Source organism: Daejeonella sp. (assembly GCF_017495225.1).
Lineage (GTDB): Bacteria > Bacteroidota > Bacteroidia > Sphingobacteriales > Sphingobacteriaceae > Daejeonella.
Map to the genome: position 1 here is coordinate 103,314 of NZ_JAFEIG010000004.1, position 14,650 is coordinate 117,963.

Below are 14,650 nucleotides of genomic sequence, written 5' to 3' on the forward strand. Positions count from 1 at the left end.
TTTAAGGCTCGAACAAATGCTGATTTTTAGAGATAAAATCATTTTTAAACCAGCCAAAATGTTTAATATGATGAATAGTGGTACTGGAAAAATTTTAATAGTAATTGGCCTCCTAACTGTAATTTTAGGGCTATTGATTTATTTTTTTCATGATAAACTACATTGGATAGGGAATCTTCCCGGCGATCTCAGGATTGAAAAGCCAGGTTTTAGACTTTATATTCCATTCACAACCATGATTTTATTTAGTCTTTTGATTAGTTTGCTTTTACGAATTTGGAGCTGGTTAAACTTATAGATTATCTTTGACTATGAAATTAAGAGAAATATCCTCCTTTCTAGAAGAAATTGCACCCTTGGCTTATCAAGAAGATTATGATAATTCAGGTTTAATTGTTGGGCAAGCTGATATGGAAATATCGGGTGCCCTTATTTCTTTAGATTGTACAGAGGCTGTTGTAGATGAGGCCATTAATCTTGGATTTAACTTGATTATTTCCCATCACCCCATTGTTTTTAAGGGTTTGAAAAAATTTAATGGCAGTAGTTATGTGGAACGTGTGGTGATGAAAGCCATTAAGCATGATATTGCCATTTATGCTATCCATACCAATTTAGACCATGTGATGAATGGTGTAAACAAGAAAATTTGTGATAAATTAGGTATCCAGAAGCCTGTAATTTTAAGTCCCAAAGTTGGCGTATTAAAGCAATTAGTCACTTTTTGTCCCACAGAACATGCCGAGAATATTCGCAAAGCTTTGTTTGATGCGGGTGCAGGTTCCATAGGTAATTATTCGGAATGTAGTTTCAACTCGGAGGGCATGGGAACCTTTAAAGCAGGACCAGGTGCAAATCCATTTACTGGAGAAATAGGAAAGCAGCATCAGGAGTTTGAGGTGAGAATAGAGGTTATTTACCCAACTAATATTGAAGCGAAAATTATACGTTCTTTACATGAAGCACACCCCTATGAGGTGGTAGCATATTCCACTTATCCTTTAAGTAATGCTTATCAAGAGGTTGGTGCGGGTATGATTGGTGAATTGGATCGGGATTGGGATGAGCTTGAATTTTTAAAATTTGTAAAAGAAAAATTAGGTGCAAAGTTGATTCGTCACACCAATCTTAGATCAAAAAAAATCCGTAAAGTTGCCGTTTGTGGTGGTTCTGGAGGCTTTTTATTGAAGAATGCGATTAGAGCTGGTGCCGATATATTTATTACTGCAGATTATAAATATCATGAGTTTTTTGATGCGGATGAAAAACTAATTATTGCCGATGTGGGACATTTTGAAAGTGAGCAGTTTACGCAGGAATTATTGTTGGAATTAATTACAGAAAAATTTAGTAACTTTGCCCTCCGTTTAACGTTACAGAACACAAACCCCATAAATTATTTGATTTAATGGAACAATCAGTAGAAGATAAATTAAAAGCATTATTCGAACTTCAGACGCTTCACACGCAGATCGATAAGATCCGTCAGACTAGAGGTGAGCTTCCAATGGAAGTTTCAGACCTTGAAGATGAGGTTGCAGGTCTAGAAACCCGAATTCAGAAAATAAAGTCTGAGCTTGATGAGCTTGAAGATTCAATCGTAACCCGTAAGAACATGATTAAAGATGCTCTTGCTGCTACGAAGAAGTATGAAACTCAACTTGCCGATGTAAAAAACAACCGTGAATATGATGCAATTTCTAAGGAAATTGAAATTCAAGGTTTGGAGATCCAAGTTTCTGAGAAAAAAATTAAAGAGTTTTCTTTCGACATTCAGAACAAAACTGGAGTGTATGAAAAAGCATTAGAAGTTATTACAGAACGTAAAAAGGATCTTGAGCTTAAGAAAGCTGAGTTAGAAACTATTACTGCTGAAACTGAAAAGGAAGAAGCTAGTATTCTTGCTAAAGCCGAAGAAGCTGAAAAACATATTGAAGAGCGCCTATTAATTGCTTATCACCGTTTACGTAAAAATGCTAAAAACGGATTGGCAGTTGTAACCATCAAGCGTGATTCTTGTGCAGGATGTTTCAACCAAATTCCACCACAAAGACAATTAGATATCCGTCAACGTAAGCGTATTATTGTTTGCGAGCATTGCGGCAGAATTGTTGTTGATGAGGGTTTTGCTGGAGAAGAAGCAGGAACAATTTAAGGACTATAATCTTTGAAAGCGATCAGGTCTCCTGGTCGCTTTTTTTTTGCCTGTATAATTTAATCTCTCATCATGTTATTTAGAAGGCTTTTTCTCACATTCTTGCTTTTAGCTCTCCTTCCAAAGGCACATGCGAATTTTGATTTTAATGCTAATTGCATTAAAGCCTATCAAAATATCATGGCATTAAAGCTAAATACTGCTCGAACCCTCATTAGTGCAGAGAAAAAGAGGAATCCCAACAACTCAATCCCTTATTTACTAGATAATTACGTTGATTATTTTAATCTGATTACGAGTGAAAATCAATCCGACTACGCACGTTTTAAAGAAAGCAAAAACCTCCGCATCAGCCGAATTGAAAAGGACGATAAGAGCTCACCTTATTACTTGTACGCTCTAGCAGAAATTAATCTTCAGTTAGCTCTAAGTCGCAGTAAAGAGAAAGAATATTTTTTAGCTTCCATAGAATTCAATAAAGCATTTAGTCAATTAAAAGAAAACTCTAAAAAGTTCCCTAATTTTTTACCTAATCAAAAAAGTTTGGGCATGATTCAGGCTGTTTTTGGTTCCTTCCCCGAAGGATTATCAAAGGCTTTATCTGCATTCGGAATTCGTGGAGATACCCGTACAGGTGTAAAACTTTTAGAAAACCTAATTGAAAAATTACCTGAATCAAGTTATTCCCATTTCTATGATGAAACAGTGTTTTATTATGCTATAATTCAAACAGATATTATTTCTGAATCTACGAATTATGCTAAAATCATAAAAATTACAGAGCAAATAGACCGTGAAAGTCTGCTAAGGACCTATATCAGGGCCTATGCCGGCACTAAATTAGGCAACTCTAGAAATGCGCTGCTTGAATTAAGTAAAAGGCCTACAGAACCGTTTTATGTTAGCTATCCTTATCTTGATTATTTAACGGGACTTGCCAAATTGCAAAACCTAGATCAAAGCGCGGCTAGTAATTTTCAGGCTTATCTTAAGTTAAATCGCGGGACTAACCTAATCAAGGATACTTATTTACAATTGGCTTGGCTAGAGTTAATTAAGGGGAATGGTCAAGGCTATCAACAGTTTGTTTCACTAGTAAAAACGAAGGGTAATAATAGCCATAATCGTGATATTCAGGCATTGAAGGAAGTTAATTACGGTATTCCTGATGTAAATTTATTGAAAGCAAAGCTCTTATCTGATGGAGGTAATTATGACAAAGCACTTGCCCAATTATTGGGTAAAAGCACATCAGACTTTAAGGTTTTGATGCATCAAATTGAATTTAATTATCGAATGGGTAGAATTTACGATCTCAGTTCTAAATTTGACCAAGCATTGAAGTATTATCAAGCTGCTATTGATTTGGGTAAGAATCAGCCCTATTCATTTGCTGCTAATTCGGCATTGCGAAGTGGAATTATTTATGAAAAGAATAAAAATTTCGTTCGCGCAAAACAGTTTTACACTCTTTCCATAAGCATGAAAGATCATGACTATGAAAATAGCATTGAAAATCGTGCAAAAGAAGGATTAAAGCGTATAAACTAGAATTTATACACCATGGAATTGATGTTCATACCTGCTCCCACCGAAGTAAAGACAACAATATCACCTTTGTTAATTTGATGATCTCCCAGCTTGTTTTTTAATATTAAGTCAAGAAGAGTCGGAACGGTTGCTACTGAACTATTTCCTAAGCTTGCTATGGTCATTGGCATCACGTTTGTAGGCGCCTCTGTAATTCCATTAAGCTTGAATAATCGTTTTAAGATGGCTTCGTCCATTTTACCATTTGCCTGATGAACAAGCACTTTTTTTACATCGCGAACGTCTATTTTTGCTTTGTCTAGCGATTGCTGGATTACTAGTGGAACATTTTTTAGAGCATATTCATATATTTTCCTGCCATCCATTTTAATATATTGCTCTTCTGTGATAAAGTCAGGATTGCTTGATCCCCCAGAAAACAAATAATTAACCTCTGAGACCGTATGTGTTTGCGTTTTATGAGATATTATTCCCTCTGAATCAGTTATTTTAGCTTCTAAAATTGTTGCACCAGCACCATCTGAGAAGATCATGCTATCTCTATCATGTGGATCGGTTACCCTCGATAAGGTTTCTGTACCAATTACTAATATGCGTTTAGCATCACCAGAGCGGATGAAATAATCAGCTTGAATCATTCCCTGTAGCCAACCTGGGCATCCAAAAGGAAGGTCATATGCTACACAATCGGGGTTTTGTATACCCAATTTGTTTTTGATTCTTGATCCTAGCGTAGGTAAGACATCTACACGAGTACTTCCTGCGGTGATATCCCCAAAGTTATGTGCTACAATGATATAATCAAGACTTTCTGGGTCAATTCCAGAACTATTGATGGCATCTAGGGCCGCAAAATATCCTAAATCTGAGGCTTTATGCTCTGTATTGGCATAACGACGCTCTTCAATTTCGGTGATATCTTGAAATTTCTGAATTATTTCTGAATTATCCCTAACTATGGGTTCTCCATTTTTTTCGTAAAAACGATTTTCTAAAAAGTCGCTATTGGGAATAATATTTTCGGGGATAAAACTACCTGTAGCTATAATTACAGATTTGATACTAGTGCTCATCAAAAGAATTTATACTGAATACTATATTGGTTTATTGTATTAAAGATACGTAATCTTTTTAAAAAAGAGCGCTCCGATTTTGAAATTCATGAAATTTTCGTTATATTATATGGTACATGTATAAGCTTTCTTTATGCTTTTAGGTCCTTATTTTTTTGATTCATATTAAAATCCCACATAAAAAACCTTTAAAATCAGATCTAAGTGAAACTCACATAAACGCTTTGCTTTTAACCTTATTTTTTAAAAATCAACCTGTTTTTAGTGAATATTAAAGGTTTTAAAATAAAAAATGTGTTACTAATGCGTTACTGTAACCTAAATAACACGATTTAATTTACTCAAACGCCCGTTATGAGTTAAATTTGATAGACATCTATTTACCAGCATAATTTTTAAAACATTTTTAAAATTACTAATAAGGTTTATTTGGGCATTTTTCCACCAAAATGTAAGAAGACTTCTGTTTAAATAATTATTTATTTTTTCAATGGATAGACTATTTAGTTGCTTTAAAATTGTGAAAAATGTCAATATAATTTATCAAGATTTTAAATGCTCACTATAGAAGAAGAGTTGGGAAATTCAGGCACTATTATTGGAAATGATCATTCTTTGGATGTTCCAGAAAATCAAATAGTAAATAGTTTGAACTTAAGCGTAATTCATTCTGAAAATGAACGTCCTATTGGTAATGCGCTAATTAGTATTGAGTGCATTGGTAAAACAGCTGTTTGTAATACTGACGGAGAGCTGTGCTTGACTGATCTCAAGCCCGGAAAATACGATATTGATGTTATTTGTCCCGGTTTTATTGCCCAAAGAATTTCCATATTAATTCCTGTAGAAGAGCCCAATCCAATAAGGGTGAAAATGATTAGCAATAGCTAAATAATTGTTAGCTTTTCTATACACATTGTATCTAATCTAATTCAGTAGCAGGCATTTTAATTTATCATAAAATGCTTAATCTTCAAGAAGGAATACATAAAGTTCTTTAGGACCATGCGCTCCCAAAACCAGTGTTTTTTCGATATCTGCCGTGCGACTTGGTCCCGTGATATTTGAAACCATGCTCGGTATAGCCTCTGGGTATTTCTCTTTTAATTTCTTGAAACCATCTTTTAAGTCGAGAACTAATTGAGAAGTATAGGCTACAACTATGTGAATATGAGGATAAATGCTCAACCTTCTACCAGCTTCAGACCCATTAGAAATTAAAACACTTCCATTTCTGGCAATTAAAGATTCACATAATGTAATTCCTACATCTGCATTTAAAAAGTCAGTATCTGTACTATAACTTGGAAACTCGTATTTATTAAGAAGCGTTTGAAGTTTAGGTTCCCAAGCATAAATTTTACGCCAGCTCTTTTTTTCAGCAAGTTCTAGTAGGTTTTCTATCAATTGGATTTCATCTTCACAAAAAACAAAAGCTCCAGACACAGCACTAAGTTGTTCAGCAAATAGAACGTCTAAATGGTCTGTATAATCTTGGTATAGCGGAGTTTCTTCTAAATTGGGATAGGGGTTGTCGTGTTTTTCAAGAAGAGCTTTTCTGATCTTCTTCAACATCTTTTCTTTAGAAGTTGTTTCTTTCATGAACAATGATATTTAATAAAGAAACCTAATTCTTAATTGAATTAGGCTTCTTGATTTTAATGCTTGATATTAATCTTGTGTTGATCTGTTTTCTGGAAGATCAATATTATGATCTACCATACCTTCATGTTCAATGGGTTCTTTCGGCTGAGTTTTTTCAGCTTCTGGTTCAGTGCCATTAACAAACTCATCATAAGTTGTGCGATTATCAAATGGACGCTTACCCAAAATTTCCTCCAAATCGGATTGGAAAAGAATTTCTTTTTCAAGAAGCTTTTCTGCTAATTTTTCTAAGCCATCGCGTTTGTCGGTTAGTAATTGTTTTGTACGTTGGTAAGCCTTGTCGATTTGGCTACGAACCTCAATATCAATCATTTCTGAAGTTTTTTCAGAGTATGGCTTATTGAACTGGTATTCACCTTGCGTATCGTTGAAGGATACATTACCTACCTTATCATTCATACCGTAAATGGTTACCATGGCATAAGATAGTTTAGTAATTCTCTCCAAATCGTTTTGTGCACCAGTTGATATTTTGTTAAACACAATATCCTCAGCTACACGACCACCAAGCGTCATACACATACCATCAATTAACTGCTCTGTGGTATATAAAAACTGCTCTTTAGGAAGATATTGAGCATAACCCAATGCTGCTACCCCTCTAGGCACGATAGAAACTTTTACCAAAGGATCGGCGTGTTCAAGAAACCATCCTGCAATTGCGTGACCAGCTTCATGATAGGCTACAATTCTCTTCTCTTCAGGTGAAATAATCTTGTTTTTCTTTTCTAAGCCTCCAATAACACGATCTACAGCATCTTGGAAATCTTGCATATCAACAGCCTCTTTATTTCGGCGTGCTGCAATTAAAGCTGCTTCATTACATACATTGGCAATTTCGGCACCCGCAAAACCAGGGGTTTGTGCAGATAATTTCTTAGCATCAACACCTTCGGCAAGTTTTAATGGACCCAAATGCACTTTGAATATTTGCTCACGTCCCACTAAGTCTGGCTTGTCTATAGAAATCTGACGGTCAAATCGTCCTGGACGAAGCAATGCTGCATCTAAAACATCTGGTCTGTTGGTTGCCGCTAAAATGATAATTCCAGAGTCTGTACCAAATCCATCCATTTCAACCAATAATTGGTTTAATGTATTTTCTCTTTCATCATTTCCGCCAACAATATTATTTTTTCCGCGGGCACGACCAATGGCATCAATCTCATCAATAAAGATAATACAAGGTGCTTTTTCTTTGGCTTGTTTAAACAAATCACGTACACGTGAAGCACCCACCCCAACAAACATTTCGACAAAATCGGAGCCAGATAGCGAGAAGAAAGGTACTTGAGCTTCACCAGCAACGGCTTTAGCCATCAAAGTTTTACCCGTACCTGGAGCACCGATAAGAAGCGCACCTTTCGGGATTTTACCTCCCAGATTAGTATACTTTTTAGGATTTTTTAGGAAATCTACAATCTCCATCACCTCTTGCTTCGCCTCTTCAAGACCTGCAACATCATTAAATGTAATTGAAACCTGCGATTCTTTATCAAAAAGAGTAGCCTTCGACTTACCGATATTGAATATCTGTCCGCCGCCGCCACCACCAGCGCCACCACCCATACGCTTCATGATAAATACCCAGAAACCAATTAAAAGGAGAACTGGTAAAATGAATGACATAAACCAACCTGCCCAAGGACTTTCTCTAGTCTCGGCAACAATTGGTGTACGTTGATTAGCGGGAAGATCTTTTTCAGCCTCTTTAATTTTTTCTTCGAAGCTTTCAAAAGTTGCCGCAGTAAAGGTGTATTGAGGTCCCGTAGGTGAAGCGTTAAAACTACTCTTAGGTTTTACATCTTCATATTTTTTTTGATCTAGGCGATCCTTTTTAATGTAAACATCGATACTATATAGATCACCATTTTTATAAGTAACCAACTTTTCTACATCACCTGTTTTTAACATTTCTGTCTCAAAATTTTGGTAGCTAACAGTCTTTGCATTATTCGAACTAAACAAATACTGAACAACAAATAAGCCCAAAATAATGACTGCATAAAGCCACATAATATTGAATTTGGGCGGTTTTGGTACAATCTTTTTTCCCGGAACTTTTTTAATCGGTTTTTTGCTATCTGAATTATTTTCCTTCATTTTCTTTCAATAAGTATTTTTATAATAACGAACATAAAGCCTAAAAATGTTTATGCGCTTTTGTATGATTGCATTTCTGCATCTCCCCAAAGATCTTCAATTCCGTAATATTCGCGTTTATCAGTTTTGAAAATATGAACAACTACATCCACATAATCAATGATAATCCAATCGGATTGTTGATATCCTTCTTTCCTATAAGGCTCAAGCTTTAGGGCTTTAAAAACCTCATCTTCAACACTTTGTGCAATTGCTTTTAGTTGGGTGGATGATTCTGCATGACATACCACAAAATAATCGGCAACCGAGCTATGAATATTTCTTAAGTCGAGACGTACAACTTCATTCCCCTTTTTTTCTTGTATGCCATGAACAACAATTTCAGAGATTGAAGTTGATTCTTTAGCATTTTTATTTTTTACCATTAAAAAATTTTAGTTTTGGTTTTTATATAAAGCAAATATTCATTGCAAAATAATACTTTTTCAGGACTATTTGTTGGTCACAATCTAATTACCTTAAAAGAGGTTGACTCAACAAATACCTTTCTTAAGGATGCTGTGTCAAAATCTGCGCCATTAATGGAAGGCACTGTTATTATGGCAGATAGGCAATTTGCTGGTAGAGGACAAGCGGCCAATTCTTGGCAAAGTGAAGCGGGTAAAAACTTAACCTTTAGCATTCTTTTAAATCCCGTTTTTCTTAAGATAGAGCAGCAGTTTGAACTAAACAAAGCCATTAGTATTGCTTTAAACGATGTTTTAACTAAATATCTTGGTGATTGTGTTTATATAAAATGGCCCAACGATATCTATGTTAACAATAAAAAAATCGGGGGTATTTTAATAGAAAATATAATTCAGGGGAAAAAATTTAAACATGCCATAATAGGAATAGGCTTGAATGTGAATCAGGTAAATTTTGCAGATAATCTTAAAAATATAAGCTCTTTAAAACAAGAATTACATCAGGATTACCACTTAATGGGATTATTAGGCGAAATTTGTAGTGCTATTGAGGCTAAATATCTTCAACTAAAGGCCGGCTTATTTAAAAAAATCAATGAAGACTATTTAAATCGTATATATCTAATAGGAGAGATAGCTTCATTTAAATTTGATGGAAGTATCCAAAATGGGAAAATCATTGGAATTACCGAAACAGGTCAGCTTATTTTGGAAATTAACGAAGAAATCAAGTATTTTAACAACAAAGAAATAGAATTTATAAATCAATAACACATGAAGAGACTTTTGGTATTAGCGTTAGCACTGTTTTTCTTTAACGCACAGGCACAGTTTTCAGATCCACAAGCTAAGATTTACGATCCTGTAAAATGGAGCTATTCGTCTGAAAAAATAAATGATAAAGAATTTAATCTAATCATTACAGCAAAAATTGAAAAGGGTTGGCATTTATATTCACAATTTATAGAGGAGGGTGGACCCGTTCCTACCTCATTTAAATTTAAACAATCTGCTGATTTTAAGCTAATTGGTAAGGTTTCTGAAAGTCCGAAAGCTGTTACCGCCTTCGATAACAATTTCGATATGGAAATTGCTTGGCATAAAGACCAAGTAGTTTTTAAACAAGGCATTAGCTTGAAAAACCCTTTAGAATCAATTTCTGGAGTGCTTGAATTTATGGTTTGTAATGATGAGCGATGCTTGCCACCAACAGAAATTGAATTTCAAATTCCACTAGGTACAACATCGGCTTCTACAACTATAACTGAATCACAAACACAGGATAGTGTAAGCTCTGCTCCTATTGTAGATTCTGTAGAGGCGGCTATTAGTCTGATTCCTAGTTCATCTAACAACAGTTCTAAATCAGAAGGTTCGCTTTGGGCAATTTTTCTGGCTGGATTTATTGGCGGACTTGCGGCATTTTTTATGCCTTGTATCTATCCGATGATACCAATGACGGTTTCTTTTTTTACAAAGCAATCTGGTTCAAGAGCTAAAGGAATTAGAAGTGCTATTATTTATGGTATCTCTATCATTATTATTTATGTGGCTTTGGGTTTATTAATTACCCTGATTTTTGGAGCATCTGCCCTTAATGAAGCAGCAAGTAGCGCTACATTTAATCTCCTATTTTTTGTCGCATTAATCATTTTTGGGATATCTTTTCTTGGAGCATTTGAGATTACTTTACCATCATCATTGGTAAATAAAATGGATGAAAAGTCGAATCAAAGTGGCTTTATGGGCTTGTTTTTCATGGCTTTCACCTTGGCATTAGTTTCATTTTCTTGTACTGGCCCAATTATTGGAACACTGTTGGTGGATGCGGTATCTAAAGGTTCTTACCTCGGTCCGGCAATAGGAATGTTAGGTTTTTCATCGGCATTGGCCATCCCTTTTACCCTATTTGCTATTTTCCCATCTTGGTTAAAAGAGATGCCGAAGTCTGGCGGTTGGTTAAATACAGTGAAGGTTTCTTTAGGCTTTTTAGAAATTGCGCTTGCCTTTAAGTTTTTATCAAATGTAGATTTGGCTTACCATTGGGGGATATTTAATAGGGATATTTTCTTAATTATTTGGATTGTGGTTTTTGGCATGTGGGCACTTTATTTATTGGGGAAACTTCGTTTATCGCATGATGCTGAAATCAATTTCCTATCGCTACCTAGATTGTTTTTTGCCATGTTTATTTTAGGATTTACAATTTATATGATACCAGGTTTATGGGGAGCACCACTCAAAGGAATTAGTGCATGGCTACCACCGCAAACCACTCAGGATTTTGATTTGTACTCGAATGCAACATCACCCGCTGCTAAAACCGAAACCCAAGAGAAAAAATATGCAGGTTTATTTCATGCTCCACATGGTTTAGATGCATTTTATGATTATGAAGAAGGTCTTGCCTATGCTAAAACGGTAAATAAGCCTGTTTTAATAGATTTTACTGGTTGGAGTTGCACAAATTGTCGTAAAATGGAAGCTAGTGTTTGGCCTGATAAAGAGGTTTTACGCCGTCTTCAAGAAGATTATGTTTTGATATCTTTGTATGTTGATGATAAAACGGAACTTAGTGAAAATGAGAAATACCAATCTGCATTTAGCGGTAAAAAGGTAAATTCAATAGGACAAAAATGGAGTGATTTTCAAGCTTCTAAATTTGGGACTAACTCTCAGCCTTATTATGTGATAGCTGACCATGAGGGAAATACATTGATTGCCCCTCAGGCTTTTAATCTAGATATTAATAATTATAGGAAATTTTTAGAAAGCGGCAAGATTGCTTTCGATAAAAAGAAATAAGATGACTAAAGTAAATATTAAAAATATTGGAGTTTTTACCTCCGGGGGTGATTCTCCGGGTATGAACGCCGCGATACGTGCGGTTGTTAGAACTGGATTATTCCATGATATCAAGGTAACCGGTATTTTGAGGGGTTATGATGGAATGATTAGTGGTGAGTTTCTACCTATGGAAAGGAAATCGGTTGCAAATATCATCCAACGCGGGGGAACGGTACTAAAAACAGCTCGCAGTGAAGAGTTTCGTAGCAAAGAAGGTAGAGTTAAAGCTTATGAGCAATTAAAGAAAAATGGTATTGATGCCCTCGTGGCCATCGGTGGTGATGGTACCTTTACAGGTGCCAATATTTTTCATGAAGAATTTAATATTCCAATTCTTGGTCTGGCGGGTACTATCGATAATGATTTACAAGGTACCGATTATACTATTGGCTATGATACTGCTATCAATACAGTTATTGATGCGGTAGATAAGATTCGTGATACTGCTGAATCTCATGATCGTTTGTTTATTGTGGAGGTTATGGGTAGAGATTCGGGATTAATTGCATTAAGAAGCGGAATAGGTTCAGGTGCCGAAGCCATTCTAATTCCTGAAACAAAAACAGATATTAATGCTTTATTAAAGCGTTTAGAAATTAGTAGAAAAGACAAATCTTCAAAAATTATTATTGTTGCTGAAGGTGACGATGCGGGTGGTGGATTTGAAATTGCTAAAATTGTAAAAGAGAAGTTCCCAAGTATTGATACCAGAGTTTCAATTTTGGGACATATTCAACGAGGTGGTTCACCATCATGCATGGATCGAGTTTTGGCAAGCAGATTAGGAGTAGCAGCGGTTGAGTCACTTTTAGAAGGCAGAACGAGTGAAATGATTGGAATTGTGAATGGGAAAATACATTTTACACCATTTAGCAGTGCAATTAAGCATAATAAGGATGTAAATTCTGAATTATTGAAGATTGTAGATATTTTATCGCTGTAAATGGTAAAACTTGGTTCATGACAATTCAATTGTTATTGAATAAAATAGCCGCTCAAATTATAATGATTATGAAGCCTATGAATCGATTTAATATCCTAATTGTCTTAATCTTTTCATTATTAGTGAGCTGTGCTGATTCCAAGACCAATACGAGTAATGAGAAAAGCATTTCAGTAAAATTATTGGAAATTGCTAGCGGACTACATTCACCTGTTTCGGCGGTATTTGCCCCAGATGGAAGCATGATACTTGCTGAGCAAACTGGGCAAATTAGGATCATTAAGGGCAATTCTTTGCTTGAAGAGCCCCTTTTAGATTTAGAAAATAAGCTTGTTAAGTTGAGTGGAGCCTACGATGAAAGGGGTTTATTGGGTATTGCCCTGCATCCCGACTTTGAGAAGAACAAGAAATTCTATGTTTACTATAGCGCACCTACTGATGTAAAAGGTAGTGATCATCAATCAATCATTTCAGAATTCAAAGTAAGCAACGATCCGCTTAGAGCTGATGTTTCATCCGAACGAATTTTATTGAAGGTTCAACAACCAGAAAGTAACCATAATGGTGGCGAATTAAAATTTGGTCCCGATGGTTATTTGTACATTGGTTTAGGTGATGGAGGTGGTGCTGGTGATAAACATGGGAAAATCGGCAATGGGCAGGATTTGAGCACTTTTCTGGGTAAAATTTTAAGAATTGATGTCAATGCAGGTTTACCTTATGCTATTCCACAGGACAATCCTTTTGTATCTGATAAATCGGTGAAAGCTGAAATTTGGGCTTACGGACTCCGAAATCCGTGGAGGTTTTCATTCGACAAAAAGACTGGGCAACTTTTTGTAGCTGATGTTGGTCAGAACAAGTTTGAAGAAGTAAATATTGTGGAAAAGGGTGGCAATTATGGCTGGAAAATTATGGAAGCGAGCCATTGTTTTGATCCTGAAAATAATTGTAAAACCGAAGGGTTAAAGCTCCCAATTTATGAATACGAACACGATAAGGGTATCAGTGTAACAGGAGGATATGTTTATAATGGGAAGTCGATTCCAGCACTTTCAGGAAAATATGTATTTGCCGACTGGACCGGACCCATGTTTTTTTTAGAGCAAAACGGAAAGTCCTGGCAGAAAGGTACGATTGAGTTATTAGATAAACCTTCTGGTGATTTAAAAATATTGGGTTTTGCCGAAGATGATGCTTCGGAAATATATGTACTAAGCAATCAAGAGGTTGGTCCCAAAGGCACCAATGGAGCCGTTTACAAATTAGTAAAGCCATAATGGAAAGAATTAAACAACATTTTACAGAAGCTAGAGAGGTTTTAGAAATATTTATTTCTAATCCTGTTAATTTCGAAAACATTGAAACGGCTGGAAAAATACTTGTTCATGCTATAAAATCGGGCAGAAAAATTATCTCTTGTGGTAATGGTGGCTCTATGAGCGATGCCATGCATTTTGCCGAAGAGCTTTCTGGAAGATATAGAAATGATCGACCAGCACTCCCTGCAATTTCTATTTCTGATCCTACACATCTTAGCTGTGTGGGAAATGATTATGGCTATGCTTTCGTTTTTTCAAGAATGGTGGAGGCCATTGGATCAGAAGGTGATGTGCTTTTCGCGATTAGCACCAGTGGCAATTCTGAAAATGTGTTGAATGCTATTGATACGGCTAGAGCTAAGGGCATGAAAATTATTGGACTTACGGGTAAAGACGGTGGTAAAATGTCGGGTCTTTGTGATGTGGAAATCCGTGCCCCTAAATCAAATTATGCTGATAGAGCGCAGGAAATCCATATAAAAATTATTCATTCGCTGATTGATTATATAGAGTCAAAACTTTAA

At 35.7% G+C, this 14,650-nt stretch carries 14 protein-coding genes; 10 read left to right on the plus strand and 4 right to left on the minus strand.

All coding sequences use genetic code 11. The features are described 5' to 3' along the window. Nucleotides 1-16 precede the first annotated feature (16 nt). The 4 genes from QZ136_RS01880 (at nt 17) to QZ136_RS01895 (ending at nt 3,706) form a co-directional block, all read left to right on the plus strand. On the plus strand, nt 17-298 hold the full coding sequence (locus QZ136_RS01880) for a DUF2905 domain-containing protein (protein ID WP_291399707.1): 282 nt from the start codon (nt 17-19) through the stop codon (nt 296-298). A gap of 13 nt (nt 299-311) precedes the next feature. Next, nucleotides 312-1,409: a Nif3-like dinuclear metal center hexameric protein gene (locus tag QZ136_RS01885; protein WP_291399709.1), complete on the plus strand. Its 1,098-nt coding sequence runs from the start codon at nt 312-314 to the stop codon at nt 1,407-1,409. Next, nucleotides 1,409-2,155 carry a C4-type zinc ribbon domain-containing protein gene (locus QZ136_RS01890; protein ID WP_291399711.1) on the plus strand — a complete coding sequence of 249 codons (747 nt, stop codon included), beginning with the start codon at nt 1,409-1,411 and terminating at the stop codon, nt 2,153-2,155. Before QZ136_RS01885 ends, QZ136_RS01890 begins: the two co-directional genes overlap by 1 nt. Nucleotides 2,156-2,227: 72 nt before the next feature. Next, nucleotides 2,228-3,706: a tetratricopeptide repeat protein gene (locus tag QZ136_RS01895; protein WP_291399713.1), complete on the plus strand. Its 1,479-nt coding sequence runs from the start codon at nt 2,228-2,230 to the stop codon at nt 3,704-3,706. Here the strand turns inward: QZ136_RS01895 and QZ136_RS01900 are convergent. Next, on the minus strand, nt 3,703-4,779 hold the full coding sequence (locus QZ136_RS01900; protein WP_291399715.1) for a ketoacyl-ACP synthase III: 1,077 nt from the start codon (nt 4,777-4,779) through the stop codon (nt 3,703-3,705). The two genes, QZ136_RS01895 and QZ136_RS01900, sit on opposite strands and share 4 nt — an antisense overlap. A gap of 555 nt (nt 4,780-5,334) precedes the next feature. On the opposite strand from QZ136_RS01900, the gene QZ136_RS01905 reads away from it, so the two are divergent. Next, nucleotides 5,335-5,670, plus strand: a complete 336-nt coding sequence (locus tag QZ136_RS01905) for a hypothetical protein (RefSeq protein WP_291399717.1) — start codon at nt 5,335-5,337, stop codon at nt 5,668-5,670. Between the two features lie 75 nt (nt 5,671-5,745). Here QZ136_RS01905 and QZ136_RS01910 read toward each other — a convergent pair whose 3' ends face one another. From QZ136_RS01910 to rsfS, 3 genes are all read right to left on the minus strand, one after another. Beyond that, complete coding sequence (locus QZ136_RS01910) at nt 5,746-6,381, minus strand: LUD domain-containing protein (protein WP_291399719.1); 636 nt, start codon at nt 6,379-6,381, stop codon at nt 5,746-5,748. A 69-nt stretch (nt 6,382-6,450) separates the two neighbouring features. After that, complete coding sequence (gene ftsH, locus QZ136_RS01915) at nt 6,451-8,547, minus strand: ATP-dependent zinc metalloprotease FtsH (RefSeq protein WP_291399721.1); 2,097 nt, start codon at nt 8,545-8,547, stop codon at nt 6,451-6,453. A 50-nt stretch (nt 8,548-8,597) separates the two neighbouring features. Then, nucleotides 8,598-8,972, minus strand: coding sequence for a ribosome silencing factor (rsfS, locus tag QZ136_RS01920; RefSeq protein WP_291399724.1), 375 nt, complete (start codon nt 8,970-8,972; stop codon nt 8,598-8,600). Nucleotides 8,973-9,014: 42 nt separating this feature from the next. Between rsfS and QZ136_RS01925 the strand changes: the two genes are divergently transcribed. The 5 genes from QZ136_RS01925 (at nt 9,015) to lpcA (ending at nt 14,650) form a co-directional block, all read left to right on the plus strand. Next, nucleotides 9,015-9,785 (plus strand): biotin--[acetyl-CoA-carboxylase] ligase, encoded by a 771-nt coding sequence (locus QZ136_RS01925; protein WP_291399726.1) that lies wholly within the window; start codon nt 9,015-9,017, stop codon nt 9,783-9,785. A gap of 3 nt (nt 9,786-9,788) precedes the next feature. Beyond that, the gene (locus QZ136_RS01930) at nt 9,789-11,819 is read left to right on the plus strand and encodes a thioredoxin family protein (protein ID WP_291399728.1); all 2,031 of its coding nucleotides are present in this window, start codon (nt 9,789-9,791) and stop codon (nt 11,817-11,819) included. A gap of 1 nt (nt 11,820) precedes the next feature. Further along, nucleotides 11,821-12,804, plus strand: a complete 984-nt coding sequence (gene pfkA / locus QZ136_RS01935) for a 6-phosphofructokinase (protein WP_291399730.1) — start codon at nt 11,821-11,823, stop codon at nt 12,802-12,804. Nucleotides 12,805-12,872: 68 nt separating this feature from the next. Continuing rightward, the gene (locus QZ136_RS01940) at nt 12,873-14,084 is read left to right on the plus strand and encodes a PQQ-dependent sugar dehydrogenase (RefSeq protein ID WP_291399733.1); all 1,212 of its coding nucleotides are present in this window, start codon (nt 12,873-12,875) and stop codon (nt 14,082-14,084) included. After that, complete coding sequence (gene lpcA / locus QZ136_RS01945) at nt 14,084-14,650, plus strand: D-sedoheptulose 7-phosphate isomerase (RefSeq protein WP_291399735.1); 567 nt, start codon at nt 14,084-14,086, stop codon at nt 14,648-14,650. The genes QZ136_RS01940 and lpcA overlap by 1 nt, the downstream gene beginning before the upstream one ends.

What these genes read in the sequence shown, in the direction of transcription:
- rsfS (WP_291399724.1), bottom strand. Translation starts at nt 8,972, where the DNA reads ATGGTAAAAAATAAAAATGCTAAAGAATCAACTTCAATCTCTGAAATT.
- lpcA (WP_291399735.1), top strand. Translation starts at nt 14,084, where the DNA reads ATGGAAAGAATTAAACAACATTTTACAGAAGCTAGAGAGGTTTTAGAA.
- QZ136_RS01890 (WP_291399711.1), top strand. Translation starts at nt 1,409, where the DNA reads ATGGAACAATCAGTAGAAGATAAATTAAAAGCATTATTCGAACTTCAG.
- QZ136_RS01940 (WP_291399733.1), top strand. Translation starts at nt 12,873, where the DNA reads ATGAAGCCTATGAATCGATTTAATATCCTAATTGTCTTAATCTTTTCA.
- QZ136_RS01880 (WP_291399707.1), top strand. Translation starts at nt 17, where the DNA reads ATGCTGATTTTTAGAGATAAAATCATTTTTAAACCAGCCAAAATGTTT.
- pfkA (WP_291399730.1), top strand. Translation starts at nt 11,821, where the DNA reads ATGACTAAAGTAAATATTAAAAATATTGGAGTTTTTACCTCCGGGGGT.
- QZ136_RS01885 (WP_291399709.1), top strand. Translation starts at nt 312, where the DNA reads ATGAAATTAAGAGAAATATCCTCCTTTCTAGAAGAAATTGCACCCTTG.
- QZ136_RS01900 (WP_291399715.1), bottom strand. Translation starts at nt 4,779, where the DNA reads ATGAGCACTAGTATCAAATCTGTAATTATAGCTACAGGTAGTTTTATC.
- ftsH (WP_291399721.1), bottom strand. Translation starts at nt 8,547, where the DNA reads ATGAAGGAAAATAATTCAGATAGCAAAAAACCGATTAAAAAAGTTCCG.
- QZ136_RS01910 (WP_291399719.1), bottom strand. Translation starts at nt 6,381, where the DNA reads ATGAAAGAAACAACTTCTAAAGAAAAGATGTTGAAGAAGATCAGAAAA.
- QZ136_RS01905 (WP_291399717.1), top strand. Translation starts at nt 5,335, where the DNA reads ATGCTCACTATAGAAGAAGAGTTGGGAAATTCAGGCACTATTATTGGA.
- QZ136_RS01930 (WP_291399728.1), top strand. Translation starts at nt 9,789, where the DNA reads ATGAAGAGACTTTTGGTATTAGCGTTAGCACTGTTTTTCTTTAACGCA.
- QZ136_RS01895 (WP_291399713.1), top strand. Translation starts at nt 2,228, where the DNA reads ATGTTATTTAGAAGGCTTTTTCTCACATTCTTGCTTTTAGCTCTCCTT.